Annotated in this window: 14 protein-coding genes; 9 read left to right on the forward strand and 5 right to left on the reverse strand. The window is 65.8% G+C overall.

Annotated features, from left to right (window positions below; translation table 11 throughout):
- Nucleotides 1–9: 9 nt before the first annotated feature.
- Nucleotides 10–1131: a D-alanine--D-alanine ligase family protein gene (locus WAN02_RS03730; RefSeq protein ID WP_422262847.1), complete on the forward strand. Its 1122-nt coding sequence runs from the start codon at nucleotides 10–12 to the stop codon at nucleotides 1129–1131.
- Here WAN02_RS03730 and WAN02_RS03735 read toward each other — a convergent pair.
- Entirely contained in the window at nucleotides 1128–1652 is a 525-nt protein-coding gene (locus WAN02_RS03735; RefSeq protein WP_422262835.1) for a DUF3515 domain-containing protein, read from the reverse strand. The two genes, WAN02_RS03730 and WAN02_RS03735, sit on opposite strands and share 4 nt — an antisense overlap.
- Before the next feature lie 75 nt (nucleotides 1653–1727).
- Here WAN02_RS03735 and WAN02_RS03740 point away from each other — a divergent pair, with 75 nt between their 5' ends.
- The 3 genes from WAN02_RS03740 to WAN02_RS03750 are packed head-to-tail and all read left to right on the forward strand — an operon-like array spanning nucleotide 1728 to nucleotide 3712.
- Complete coding sequence (locus WAN02_RS03740; protein WP_422262836.1) at nucleotides 1728–2693, forward strand: thiamine-phosphate kinase; 966 nt, start codon at nucleotides 1728–1730, stop codon at nucleotides 2691–2693.
- A 48-nt stretch (nucleotides 2694–2741) separates the two neighbouring features.
- A complete protein-coding gene (locus WAN02_RS03745) occupies nucleotides 2742–3032 on the forward strand; it encodes a DUF1330 domain-containing protein (protein WP_422262837.1) in 291 nt (96 codons plus the stop codon).
- The gene (locus WAN02_RS03750; protein WP_422262838.1) at nucleotides 3029–3712 is read left to right on the forward strand and encodes a uracil-DNA glycosylase; all 684 of its coding nucleotides are present in this window, start codon (nucleotides 3029–3031) and stop codon (nucleotides 3710–3712) included. Before WAN02_RS03745 ends, WAN02_RS03750 begins: the two co-directional genes overlap by 4 nt.
- Nucleotides 3713–3730: 18 nt before the next feature.
- Here the strand turns inward: WAN02_RS03750 and WAN02_RS03755 are convergent, their stop codons facing one another.
- Both WAN02_RS03755 and rpmB read right to left on the reverse strand, forming a co-directional pair.
- On the reverse strand, nucleotides 3731–3988 hold the full coding sequence (locus WAN02_RS03755) for a hypothetical protein (protein ID WP_422262839.1): 258 nt from the start codon (nucleotides 3986–3988) through the stop codon (nucleotides 3731–3733).
- A gap of 22 nt (nucleotides 3989–4010) precedes the next feature.
- Complete coding sequence (gene rpmB, locus WAN02_RS03760; protein ID WP_422262840.1) at nucleotides 4011–4205, reverse strand: 50S ribosomal protein L28; 195 nt, start codon at nucleotides 4203–4205, stop codon at nucleotides 4011–4013.
- Nucleotides 4206–4424: 219 nt separating this feature from the next.
- On the opposite strand from rpmB, the gene WAN02_RS03765 reads away from it, so the two are divergent.
- Genes WAN02_RS03765 through WAN02_RS03775 form a run of 3 tightly spaced genes read left to right on the forward strand, consistent with a single transcriptional unit; the run spans nucleotide 4425 to nucleotide 9000 of the window.
- Nucleotides 4425–6065: a DAK2 domain-containing protein gene (locus tag WAN02_RS03765; protein WP_422262848.1), complete on the forward strand. Its 1641-nt coding sequence runs from the start codon at nucleotides 4425–4427 to the stop codon at nucleotides 6063–6065.
- A gap of 2 nt (nucleotides 6066–6067) precedes the next feature.
- The gene (recG, locus tag WAN02_RS03770; protein ID WP_422262841.1) at nucleotides 6068–8290 is read left to right on the forward strand and encodes an ATP-dependent DNA helicase RecG; all 2223 of its coding nucleotides are present in this window, start codon (nucleotides 6068–6070) and stop codon (nucleotides 8288–8290) included.
- Nucleotides 8287–9000 carry an HNH endonuclease family protein gene (locus WAN02_RS03775; RefSeq protein ID WP_422262842.1) on the forward strand — a complete coding sequence of 238 codons (714 nt, stop codon included), beginning with the start codon at nucleotides 8287–8289 and terminating at the stop codon, nucleotides 8998–9000. The genes recG and WAN02_RS03775 overlap by 4 nt, the downstream gene beginning before the upstream one ends.
- 4 nt (nucleotides 9001–9004) lie before the next feature.
- Here WAN02_RS03775 and WAN02_RS03780 read toward each other — a convergent pair whose 3' ends face one another.
- Together WAN02_RS03780 and WAN02_RS03785 are read right to left on the reverse strand one after the other, a co-directional pair.
- A complete protein-coding gene (locus tag WAN02_RS03780; RefSeq protein WP_422262843.1) occupies nucleotides 9005–9850 on the reverse strand; it encodes an aldo/keto reductase in 846 nt (281 codons plus the stop codon).
- A gap of 5 nt (nucleotides 9851–9855) precedes the next feature.
- A complete protein-coding gene (locus WAN02_RS03785; protein WP_422262844.1) occupies nucleotides 9856–10689 on the reverse strand; it encodes an aldo/keto reductase in 834 nt (277 codons plus the stop codon).
- Between WAN02_RS03785 and WAN02_RS03790 the strand changes: the two genes are divergently transcribed.
- Nucleotides 10688–11800, forward strand: a complete 1113-nt coding sequence (locus WAN02_RS03790) for an alpha/beta hydrolase (RefSeq protein WP_422262845.1) — start codon at nucleotides 10688–10690, stop codon at nucleotides 11798–11800. The genes WAN02_RS03785 and WAN02_RS03790 overlap by 2 nt on opposite strands.
- Before the next feature lie 93 nt (nucleotides 11801–11893).
- Nucleotides 11894–12530: DsbA family protein (locus WAN02_RS03795; protein WP_422262849.1), on the forward strand; the 637-nt coding region annotated here is incomplete at its 3' end.

Here is a 12530-nt window from a genome sequence, read left to right on the forward strand (position 1 = left end):
AACGCCCGCTTGCCGTCCAGGACGCCCGATCACGGTCGCGTCCGAGTTGCCGTCGTCTTCGGCGGACGCAGCAATGAGCACGCCATCTCATGCGTCTCGGCAGGCAGCATTTTGCGCAACCTGGACCCGGAGCGGTTCGAGGTGGTCGCTGTCGGCATCACGCCGGAAGGCTCGTGGGTGTTGACCGACGGTGATCCTGACTCGCTGGCGATCGCCAACCGGCAGTTGCCAGGGGTGAGTTCCGAGTCAGGCACCGAGCTGGCGCTGACGGCCGACCCGCGTCTCGCCGGTCAGCTGGTATCGCTGGCGCCCGGTGGGGCTGAGGTGCTGGCGTCGGTCGACGTGGTCTTTCCGGTCCTGCACGGACCGTACGGGGAAGACGGCACCATCCAGGGTCTGCTCGAACTCGCCGGTGTGCCGTATGTGGGTGCCGGGGTGCTGGCCAGCGCGGCAGGGATGGATAAAGAGTTCACCAAGAAGCTGCTGGTGGCCGAAGGGCTACCGATCGGCGACTACGCGGTGCTGCGGCCATCGGAGACCACGCTGGATGCCGAACAGCTTGACCGACTTGGGCTTCCGGCATTCGTCAAGCCCGCTCGCGGCGGGTCGTCGATCGGCGTCAGCCGGGTGGCCAACCGGCAGGAATTGCCCGCGGCGATCGCCCACGCGCGTCAGCACGATCCGAAGGTGATCGTCGAGTCCGCGATCATCGGCCGCGAACTGGAATGCGGTGTGCTCGAATTCCCAGACGGCACAGTGCAAGCCAGTACCGTCGGCGAGATCCGGGTAGCCGGAGTCCGCGGACGGGAAGATTCCTTCTACGACTTCGCGACCAAATATCTTGACGACGCCGCCGAACTCGACGTGCCCGCCAAGATCGACGACGACGTGAGCGATGCCGTGCGCGAGTTGGCGATTCGGGCGTTCAAGGCCATCGACGGCCGAGGTCTGGCTCGGGTGGACTTCTTCCTCACCGAAGACGGGCCGCTGATCAACGAGGTCAACACGATGCCCGGGTTCACCACGATCTCAATGTATCCCCGGATGTGGGCAGCCAGCGGCCTCGACTATCAAACCCTGCTGGCGACCATGGTCGACACAGCGCTGTCGCGTGGGATGGGTCTGCGCTAGTTGCCAGGCGCCGGGGCGACGGGCCGCGCCGGCATCGTTCGGTCGATCAGTTCGGACAGCTGCTGGATCGGCGTCGGTCCGGAGCCCGGTGGCAATGTGAGTGCGAGATAGACCGGTCGATCGACCGCGTACCAGGTGGATCGCTGATCCTGGCTGACTTGGAACCACTGCACCCGGTCGACCTGCTGGATCGGTGAGCCGACGACGAAGTCAGCAGGACGGTCGAGGCCGCATCGCAGTACGACCGGATCTCCCTCGCCTGCGGGCTGCCACGCGGCGGCGCCGGCCGGAGCCGGCTGCATCAGCGTGGCCCGGCTGTAGTCGCCGAGTCGCTGTGGCAATGCGTCCACCAGCTTTTGGCAGGCGGTATCGCCCGCATGCGGCGCAGGCACTGCGGCGACAACGACCGGTGCGGTGTGATGGTGAGTCCCCGCGATCGCCAGAACGACGACCACAACACCGATCGCCAGCACCAGCGCGGCGATCAGCGCCGCCCGCGGCGGACCGTCGAATTCGGCCATACCTCACCCTCTGCTCGAACTCAGCGCAGTAGAACCTACCGTTGTTCGCAGACCGGCGATCATCGAGGAGGTGGGATGAGCAGCGGCAAGTCCGATCGCACCCTCGGCGATATCGGTGAGTTCGAGCTGATCAACCGGATGACTCGGGGTCGGCCCGAGTCATCCGATGTCGCCCTCGGGCCCGGTGACGACGGCGCGGTGGTGTTGGCCCCCGATGGCCGCGTGGTGGTGTCGACGGACATGTTGGTCGAGGGCAGGCACTTTCGGCTGGACTGGTCGACACCGCAGGACGTCGGCCGTAAAGCCGTGGCGCAGAACGCCGCCGATATCGAAGCGATGGGGGCACGGGTCACCGCGTTCGTCGTCGGCTTCGGTGCGCCACCCGAAACCGCTGCCGCACAGGTCAACGCGCTGGCCGACGGAATGTGGGAGGAAGCCGCCCGGGTCGGCGCCGGCATCGTCGGGGGAGATCTGGTCGCGAGCCCCCAGTGGGTCGTGTCGGTGACCGTGCTCGGTGATCTGGCCGGCCGCGCGCCGGTGTTGCGGTCCGGTGCACGGTCTGGTTCGCAACTCGCCATCAACGGTCAACTAGGATATTCGGCTGCTGGATATGCGCTGTGGCACAACGGTATCGACCGATTCGACGAGCTACGTCGACGCCATCTGGTTCCGCAACCGCCGTACCACCAGGGGCAGGTGGCAGCCGAAGCGGGCGCACAGGCGATGATCGACGTCTCCGACGGCTTGGTCGGCGACCTTCGACATGTCGCCGAGGCATCAGGCTTGGCGATCGACCTGAGCAGCAAGGCGCTGAGCGTCGATCGTGAGTTATTGGTCGGCGCTGCCGAAGCCGTCGGCGTCGACCCATGGACCTGGGTATTCGGTGGGGGAGAAGACCATGCGTTGGTCGCGGCGTTCGCCGGTCGGGTTCCCACGGGGTGGCGGGTGATCGGGCGCGTTTGCGACGGGCCGGCTGATGTGCTCGTCGACGGTGCACCGTGGCGCGGATACGCGGGGTGGCAGTCGTTCGGCGCCCGATGACGATGCGGGCCGCGGAGATGCCGGACCATTGGGCAGTAGGGTGACCCGGTGACCGTCTACGCAATCGCCCAACTACGGTTCACCGACCGCGCTGCCTACGACCGGTACCAAATGCGGTTCATGGACGTCTTCAGTCGTTATCACGGAACGCTGTTGGCTGCCGACGAGCGGCCGCAGGTCGTCGAGGGCCGCTGGGATCGGGAAAAGGTGGTGCTGATGTCCTTTCCCGACGAATCCGAATTCCGGTTGTGGTCGGAATCTGATGAATATCAGGAGATTTCGAAGGACCGCGACGCGGGGGCGGACACGGTGGTGCTATTGGTCAAGGGACTGGCGTGACCGCCAAGCCGCTGCGCGAACTCATCGACGATGGCTGGGCGACGGCCCTGCAGCCCGTCGAGGAGCAGGTCGCCACGATGGGTCAATTCCTGCGCGCGGAGATCGCGGCCGGCCGTGGATACCTGCCTGCCGGTGAAAATGTGCTGCGCGCCTTCACCTTTCCGTTCGACAAAGTCCGGGTTCTGATCGTGGGCCAAGACCCGTATCCGACGCCCGGACACGCTGTCGGCCTGAGCTTCTCGGTGGCCGCCGACGTGCGGCCGCTGCCCCGAAGTCTGGAGAACATCTTCGCCGAATATCGCAGTGACTTAGGCTTTCCGGTGCCGTCCTGTGGCGACCTCACACCATGGGCGCAGCGCGGGGTGCTGCTGCTCAACCGAGTACTGACCGTCCAGCCCGGTAATTCGGCATCCCATCGCGGCAAGGGCTGGGAGGCGGTCACCGAGTGCGCGATCCGTGCACTGGTTGACCGTCGACAGCCGATGGTGGCCATTCTGTGGGGCCGCGACGCGTCGACGCTCAAGCCGATGCTGGCCGGCAGCGATTGTCTCTCGATCGAATCACCGCATCCCTCACCACTGTCGGCGTCGCGGGGATTCTTCGGCTCGCGTCCGTTCAGTCGCGCGAACGAACTGCTGGCTCAGACGGGTGCCGAGCCCGTCGACTGGCAACTGCCGTGACGAGCTGACCGTTCGGGCTCACGACGACCCGTGTCGATGCTGTCCGGGCGGGGTGGTGTCGTCGTAGAGAAGAAGGCTGGTGTCGTCGTCCGGGTACGGCCGGACCGGTGGCGTCACATCCCGGTTGTCCGGTGCCGCCTGCATGGAATCGGGATAGCGCGGATCGACGAAATTGAGATCGTGGCCCTTGCGCTGCCATGATCGCCCGACCCGATAAATGGCGGCACAGACCAACGCAAACGCCGCGATGATGCCGATTACAGCGAGGATCTCCATCGGAGCCCCTCCCGGGCCTCAACTAGCCGCGAACGACCTTGCCGGCCTTGATGCAGGATGTGCACACGTTGATGCGGTGCTTGTTACCGCCGGGACGGTTGGACACGCGCACGCTCTGGATGTTGGGATCCCATCGACGGCTGGTCCGGCGATGGGAGTGTGACACCGACTTGCCAAAGCCGGGGCCCTTCCCGCAGATATCGCAGACGGCAGCCATACGTGAAACTCCTCAGACTCTGGGGCCAACGACCTTACGGGTGGCCCGACGACCAGGCAAGAATAGCTGCCGTCGGGCAGAACCGCCAAAACGATCAACAATCGGCAGGTGTCGTGTGACCAGTGCTGTCGTTCTGAATAGATAGGCTGGCGCCCACCGACGGCGGCGTGAGGGGGTGGGATCAGAGTGGGGTCGGGACTTACTGGGCCGGGTCGCGCGCTGGACGCGTTCGCTTTACGTGACTGGGCGCACACCTCTGTCGGCGACCTGATCACCCATATCGACGAGATCAACCGGCTCAATGTGTTCCCGGTCGCCGATTCCGACACAGGCGTAAACATGCTGTTCACGATGCGCTCAGCACTGGCCGAGGCCAACACCGATGCGAAATCCGCCGATGTCGTCAAGACGGCGGCCGCGCTGTCCGCGGGGGCGCTGAACGGTGCACGCGGCAACTCCGGTGTGATTCTGTCCCAGATTCTGCGGGGCATCGCCGACGTGACCGCACGCGCTGCTGCCGACTCCGATGAAGAACTCCACCAGATCGATGCCGTGCTGCTGGGCGCGGCACTGCACCGCGGGGTCGACCTGGTTGTCGCCTCGATGGGGGGCCGGGAAATCCCCGGGACGATCGTCTCGGTGCTGAAAGCCGCGGGGGACGCCGTCGAGCAGTCCGCGAGCGCCGGAGAAGGGCTGTCACCGGCGGTCATCGTCGCCGGTGAAGCGGCGGTGATCGCGCTGGAGAAAACTCCCGAGCAGCTTGACGTGCTGGGCGACGCGGGCGTGGTCGATGCCGGTGGCCGTGGCTTGGTGGTGCTTCTGGATGCGCTGCGCTCGACGATCACCGGGCAGGCGCCGAATCGCAAGGTCTACGAGCCGGCGCCGCGCCGGCCGGTCCCCGAAATCGCCGCGCAGCCCCCAGCGCCGCAATTCGAGGTGATGTATCTGTTGGGCGGGTGTGACGCCGAGGCCGCCGACTTGCTGCGCGAGCGGCTGGATGAGCTCGGTGAGTCGGTGGCCATCGCGACGTCCGGGGTCGTCGGTGGCTACTCCGTCCACGTCCACACCGACGACGCGGGAGCGGCGATCGAAGCGGGTCTGGCGTTCGGTGATCCGCGGCGGATCCAGATATCGATGCTGACCAGCGGCACCAGCGGGCTGCCACCGGGCAGTTGGACGCGGGAGCGGGCGGTGCTCGCCGTCGTCGACGGCGACGGCGCGGCCGAGTTGTTCGGCGGAGAAGGGGCCTGCGTGTTACAGCCCGATCCACTTGCCGACGACCCGACGACGGTGGTCACCGCTCAGCAGTTGCTGCGCGCGGTCGTCGACACCGGGGCGGCGCAGGTAATGATCCTGCCCAACGGCTACGTCCTCGCCGAGGAGCTGGTGGCCGGGTGCACCGCGGCCATCGGATGGGGGATCGACGTTGTGCCGCTGCCCACCGGATCGATGGTGCAGGGCCTGGCCGCGCTCGCCGTACACGAACCGGGCCGGCAAGCAGTCAACGACGGATACACGATGGCCCGCGCCGCGGGCAGCGCCCGGTACGGCGAAGTGCGCGTCGCTACCGAAACGGCATTGACCTGGGCAGGCACCTGTGAGCCGGGCAACGGGCTGGGCATCGCCGGCGACGAAGTGCTGATCGTGGCGCCCGACGTCGCGTTGGCCGCGACCGGGCTGATCGATCTGCTGCTGGGCGCCGGTGGCGAGCTGATCACCGTGCTCGTCGGCCAGGGCATCGACGCGGACTCCGTCGAGTCGGCGCTGCGCGCCCATGTGCACGACCGCCATCCCGGCAGTGAACTCGCGATCTATCACACCGGCCACCGCGGCGACGCGCTGCTGATCGGGGTCGAATAGCCGTGGTGTCGCTCAGCGATCGCCTGGATTACATCGTCGGAGCCAAAGCCGCCGGCCCGCTCGACGAGGTGTTCGGTATCCGCACGGTCGACGACCTGCTCCGGCACTACCCCCGCAGCTACGTCGAAGGCGCCACCGTCCGGGGCGCCGACGACGAACAACCACCTGAAGGCGAGCACGTCACCCTCGTCGACGAGATCACCGACGCCGCGCTGCTTCCCATCAAAAGCCGCCCGCGGGACAAGCTCTTTCGCGTCACCCTCGGTTCCGGCCGCGGCAAGGTCACCGCCACGTTCTTCCATCCCAAGAAGTGGATCACCGACCAACTGTCCAAAGGCACCCGAGTCATGTTGTCCGGGGAGGTGGGTTACTTCCGCGGCGCGATGCAACTCACGCACCCTGACTTTCTGGTACTGGACGCCGCGGACGGACGAAACCGCGGCAGCCGGTCACTGAAGATGATCGCCGACGCCTCGCAGGCGGTGAGCGGGGAAGTGCTGCAGGAGGCCTTCGAGCGCACCTTCTACCCGATCTACCCGGCCAGCGCGAAGTTGCAGAGCTGGGACATCTTCAATTGTGTTCGACAGGTGCTCGAGGTGCTCGATCCGATTCCCGACCCGCTGCCCCAAACGCTCCGCGCCGCCCACAGTCTGGCCTCCGAAGACGAGGCCCTGCGCGCCATCCACCTGGCCGAGAACGACGCCGACCGCCGGCGGGCCAAGGAGCGGTTGGCCTTTGACGAGGCGGTGGGTCTGCAATGGGCTCTGGTGAGCCGCCGCCACGGCGAACTGGCCCAATCCGGGCCGGTGGCACCGTCGAGTCAGACCGGCCTCAAACACGAACTGCTGCACCGCTTGCCGTTCGAGCTAACCGCGGGCCAGCGCGAGGTGCTCGACGTCCTCTCCGGTGAACTCGCGGCCAACCGGCCGATGAACAGGCTCCTGCAAGGCGAAGTCGGTTCGGGCAAGACCATCGTCTCGGTGTTGGCGATGCTGCAAATGGTCGACGCCGGCTACCAGTGCGCACTGCTGGCACCAACGGAAGTTCTTGCCGCCCAGCATCTTCGCTCAATCAACGATGTGCTCGGGCCGCTAGCGATGGGTGGTCAGCTTGGCGGTGAGGACAACGCGACGCGTGTCGCGCTACTGACCGGATCGATGTCGCAGGCGCAAAAGAAGCAAGTGCGCACCGAGATCGCCGGCGGCCAGGTGGGCATCGTCGTCGGCACGCATGCGCTGTTGCAGGACGCTGTAGAGTTCGACCGGCTCGGTATAGTGGTCGTCGACGAGCAACATCGCTTCGGGGTTGAGCAGCGAGATCAGTTGCGGGCGAAGGCGCCTGCCGGCATCACGCCGCATCTGCTGGTGATGACCGCCACGCCGATACCGCGGACCGTAGCGTTGACCGTATACGGCGACTTGGAGACGTCGACGCTGCGCGAGCTTCCCCGTGGCCGCCGGCCCATCACGACCACCGCCATCTTCGTCAACGACAAACCGGCCTGGCTGGACAGGGCCTGGGGTCGCATCATCGAGGAAGTCGCCGAAGGGCGTCAGGCCTATGTGGTGGCGCCCCGAATCGACGACAGCGACAGCGGTGGTCAGGCCGAGAAAGACCAAAGGCCCTCGGCGACAGTCGAGGAACTCTATGCGCGACTGGGCAGCGATCAGCTATCCGGTCTGCGGCTGGGGCTCATGCATGGCCGGCGGACCGGCGATGAGAAGGACGCCGTGATGGCGGCGTTTCGTGCCCGCGAGATCGATGTGCTGGTGTGTACCACCGTCATCGAGGTCGGTGTCGACGTCCCCAACGCAACCGTGATGCTGGTGATGGACGCCGACCGTTTCGGGATCAGCCAGCTGCACCAGCTGCGCGGCCGCATCGGCCGGGGCGAACACGCCAGCATCTGTCTGCTGGCCAGTTGGATGACGCCGCACTCACGGGCGGGCCGGCGGCTGAGCGCGGTTGCCGGGACGCTCGACGGTTTCGAGCTTGCCGACCTGGATCTGCGAGAGCGCCGGGAGGGAGATGTGTTGGGCCGCAGCCAGTCCGGCCGTGCGATCACGCTGCAGCTGCTGTCACTGATCGATCACCGGGACGTCATCGAAGCGGCTCGCGACTTCTGCGAACAGGCCTACGAGGATCGGGCCGCCCATCCTGGATTGGCACTGCTGGCAGCACCTTTCACCGGTACCGAACGCATCGAATTTCTGGACAAGTCGTGACCCGCAGGACGATGCTCTGGCTGTCGGCGGTCGCGATGCTCGCCGTGCTGGTTGCCTATCAGGTGGTGGTCACGTCGGCGGGGGAGCGCGGCCGGGAGTTCGCGGCTCGGGCTGACATCCCGACTGTCCAACCCGGTGTCGACGTACTGGGTGGAATCACGGTGGTGCCGCTGAGAATTCGTCGATTCGACTACCGGCGTGCCGCTTTCGGCGACGCCTGGACCGACGATAACGATGCGCCCGGTGGGCACAACGGTTGCGATACCCGCGACGACGTTCTGAATCGCGATCTAGTCGACAAAACAAACGTCTGGACCAAACGCTGCCCCGACGCGGTGGAAACCGGCACGTTGCATGATCCGTACACCAGCGACACCATCAACTTTCATCGCGGCGCGAAAGTTGGCGAAGCGGTGCAGATCGACCACATCGTGCCGCTGGCGCTGGCGTGGGACATGGGGGCCTACGACTGGCCCTCGGCCCAGCGGGTCCGGTTCGCCAATGACCCGGCGAATCTCCTTGCAGTAGAAGGTCAGGCGAATCAGGACAAGGGCGATTCGCAGCCCGGGTTGTGGATGCCGCCGAACCACGCGTTCTGGTGTCAGTACGCGATGCAGTTCATCGCGGTGTCGCGCGGGTACGGGCTTCCCGTCGACATGGTGTCGAGCAACGTGCTGCGTCAGGCCGCAGCGGGCTGCCCGACCGGATAGCGGGCTAGATGCCGGTGTAGGTCAGCGGATCCTCGCGCACCCGGGTGCCGTCATTGAGCCCGTTGAGGGCTTCCATGTGTGCGGCGGTCAACTCGAAATCGAAGACGTCGAAGTTGCCGGCGATCCGCTCGGGATTGCCGGACCGCGGGATCACCACGTTGCCCAGCTGAATGCTCCACCGGATCAGCACCTGCGCCGCCGTGCGCTCGTATTCGCCGGCGATCGACGTCACCGTGGGGTTATCCAGCAATCTGCCGACCGCCAGCGGGCTGTAGGCCTCGGTGATGACGTTGTGCTGTGCGTTGACCGCCCGTAGCTCGGCCTGATTGAGCAGCGGGTGCAGCTCGATCTGGTTGACCGCAGGGGTGACGTAGGTCAGGTCGATCACCGTCTCGAGGTATTCCTCGGTGTAGTTGCACACCCCGATCGATCGGGTGTGGCCGTTGCCGCGCGACTGAATCAGGCCGCCGAAGGTGTCCACGTATTTTCCAAGCTGCGGCTGGGGCCAATGGACGAGAAAGAGGTCGACGTAGTCCAGCCCGAGCTTGTCCAGGCTGACCTTGACGGCGTCCTGGGCGACGTTGAAACCGTGATCGGCGTTGGCGACTTTGGTGGTGATGAACAGCTCCGCGCGGGGAATTCCGGAGGCCGCGATGGCGCGGCCGACGGCTGCTTCGTTGCCGTACACCGAGGCGGTGTCGATCAGCCGATAGCCGATCTCCAGCGCCGTCGAGACGGCGCGTTCGGTCTCGGCATCGGACAATTCCGCGACGCCGAGGCCGAGCACCGGCATGGTGTTTTCGTCGTTGAGTGCAATGGATGGGACGTAGGCGCCCGACTCGCCGGTCACGTCATTCACCTGCCTGTGAAGTCGAAGGTTCGTGGATCAGGACCCAGCCGGTGTCCGTCGTCGAGCGATGAGATTGACGCCATGTCGTTTTCGCTCAGCTCGAAATCGAACACGTCGAAGTTGCTCGCAATCCGTTCAGGGTTTACTGACTTGGGGATGACGATGTTACCGAGCTGAATATGCCACCGAATCAGAACCTGGGCCGGTGTTCGGTCGCGGTCCTCGGCGACCGCGGTGACGGTGGGATCGGTCAGCAACGAACCCTGCCCGAGCGGGCCCCACGCCTCAGTCGCGATTCCGAGGCGGGCGTGCAGCTCCCGGAGTTCGGTTTGCGGAAACCGGGGATGCAGCTCGACCTGATTGACGGCTGGCACGATCCCGGTGGCGTCGACCAACGCATTGATGTGATCCGGCTGGAAATTGCTGACCCCGATGGACCGGATCCGGCCCTGGTCGCGCAGATGGGCGAACGCCTTGAAGGTGTCGACGAATTTGTTCAGCTTCGGCATCGGCCAATGCACCAGGTAGAGGTCGAGATAATCGATCCCCAGCTTCTTCATGCTGGCGTCGAAGGCCGTCAGGGTGCTCTCGTAACCCTGCTCGGAGTTCCACAACTTGGTGACCAAGTAAAGTTCGTCTCTGGGCACGCCGGACTCGGCGACCGCACGGCCGGTTTCGCGTTCGTTGCCGTACATTGCCGCGGTATCAATGTGGCGGTACCCGGCTTGCAGCGCGGTGCACACCGCCTGCTCGGTGTCCGTGGGCGGGATCTTGAAAACGCCGAATCCGACCGCGGGGATGGAATGACCGTCGTTGAGCGTGACTAAGGGAGCACCCATGACACGAAGTCTGCCAGGCACCTCGGATCAGCAGCTCAAGACCGGTGGCTGGGCCAACCGGCTGCAGGGCGCCGCCACCAAGGTCGGTGTCAAGGTGATTCCGTGGGTCCCGACGCGCGCCGTGCGACTGCTGACCGGTGGCCGTTCGGTCACGATCGACGGCAACACGCTTGACCCGACGTTGCAGCTGATGCTGTCGGCACAGCACGCAATGGGCATCGAGGGTTTGGCGGTAAAGAACGACGTCGCGGCTTCTCGGGCTTTATTGCGGGAGACGTGCATGGGATTTGCCGGCCCGCAGGTGCATGTCGGCGTCAGTGACCTGTCGATACCGGGACCGGCCGGTCAGATCCCAGCCCGGCACTACCGCCCGGCGGCCGCCAAGCCAATGCCGTTGCTGGTCTTCTACCACGGCGGCGGCTGGACGATCGGCGACTTGGATACCCACGATGCGTTGTGCCGGCTGACCTGCCGCGACGCCGACGTTCACGTGCTGTCAGTCGATTACCGGCTGGCCCCCGAGCACCCGGCACCGGCCGCGATCGACGATGCCTATACGGCGTTTCAATGGGCGCACGAACACGCCGAGGAACTTGGCGCGATCCCCGACAAGATTGTCGTCGGTGGCGACAGCGCCGGTGGCAACCTGGCCGCCGTAGTTTCCCAGCTGGCGCGCGACGAAAACCCCCACGGCCCGCAGCCGGTGCTGCAGTGGCTGATCTATCCCCGCACCGACTTCACCGCCAAGACCAGGTCGCTGAGCTTGTTCGCCGAGGGTTTTCTGCTGACCAAAGCCGACATGGACTGGTTCGAGGGCGGCTACCTGCGCAATTCCGGCATCGCGCCGACAGACCCGCGGGTTTCGCCGCTGCTGGCCCATACCCTGTCGGGGTTGCCGCCCGCGCTGATCATGACCGCGGGCTTCGACCCGTTGCGTGACGAGGGCAATCAGTACGCGGCGGCGCTGCGTGCTGACGGAATACCCGTCGACTTGCGCTCGGCGGGGTCGGTGACCCATGGCTTTGCCAACTTATTCCCGCTGGGGGGCGGAAGCGGGTTGGCCACCACGGAGTTGATTTCGGCGCTGCGGGCCCATCTCAGCCGCGTCTGACCTGGCGATAGCGACGCCGGTAGGCTTAGTCGCTATCGCAGAGCGCATCGCGGTCGGACCGCGAAGCCGACTATCCGGAGTGTGAGCAAGCCCGTGGCCGCCAAATCCAACCGCCCAGCCCGATACGACCTGAACGCCGCCAGTAGCCGACGCGACCTGCTGGTCCGGATCGGGCTCACCTCGATCGTGGTGCTGTTCGCCGTCGTCCTGGTCGGCTACATCGTGATCTCGCACGACAAGAAGACCGCTGCCAGCGGCGCGCGGGCAGTCCGGGTGACGTCGAGCAAGCTGGTGACCAAGGACGGCAGTCATGATCCGAAAGCGGTCGTGACGTTCTACGAGGATTTCCTCTGCCCGGCCTGCGGCAATTTCGAGCGCGGGTTCGGGCCGACGGTGAGCAAGCTGATCGATGACGGCGCCATCGCGGCCGACTACTACATGGTGGGGCTGCTGAGCAGGCCGCAGAACCAGGACTACTCGTCGCGCGCCGGTAACGCCGCATACTGCGTCGCCGACGAGTCGGTCGACGCCTTCCGGCGATTCCACACCGCGTTGTACACCAAGGACATTCAGCCCTCCGAGATCGGGACATCGTTCCCCGACAACGCGAAGCTGATCGAGTTGGCCCGTGAGGCGGGCGTGGTCGGAAAGGTCCCGGAGTGCGTGAAGGCCGGCAAATATCTGCCGATGGTCGACGGGTTGGCGACATCGCAGGGTATTCACGCCACCC

Origin of the sequence: Mycobacterium sp. (genome assembly GCF_049281135.1) — a bacterium.
Taxonomy (GTDB): Bacteria; Actinomycetota; Actinomycetes; order Mycobacteriales; family Mycobacteriaceae; genus Mycobacterium.

Coding starts and splice junctions, on each gene's coding strand:
- WAN02_RS03755 (WP_422262839.1), bottom strand. CDS start 3,988: ATGGAGATCCTCGCTGTAATCGGCATCATCGCGGCGTTTGCGTTGGTC.
- rpmB (WP_422262840.1), bottom strand. CDS start 4,205: ATGGCTGCCGTCTGCGATATCTGCGGGAAGGGCCCCGGCTTTGGCAAG.
- WAN02_RS03785 (WP_422262844.1), bottom strand. CDS start 10,689: ATGGGTGCTCCCTTAGTCACGCTCAACGACGGTCATTCCATCCCCGCG.
- WAN02_RS03790 (WP_422262845.1), top strand. CDS start 10,688: ATGACACGAAGTCTGCCAGGCACCTCGGATCAGCAGCTCAAGACCGGT.
- WAN02_RS03740 (WP_422262836.1), top strand. CDS start 1,728: ATGAGCAGCGGCAAGTCCGATCGCACCCTCGGCGATATCGGTGAGTTC.
- WAN02_RS03735 (WP_422262835.1), bottom strand. CDS start 1,652: ATGGCCGAATTCGACGGTCCGCCGCGGGCGGCGCTGATCGCCGCGCTG.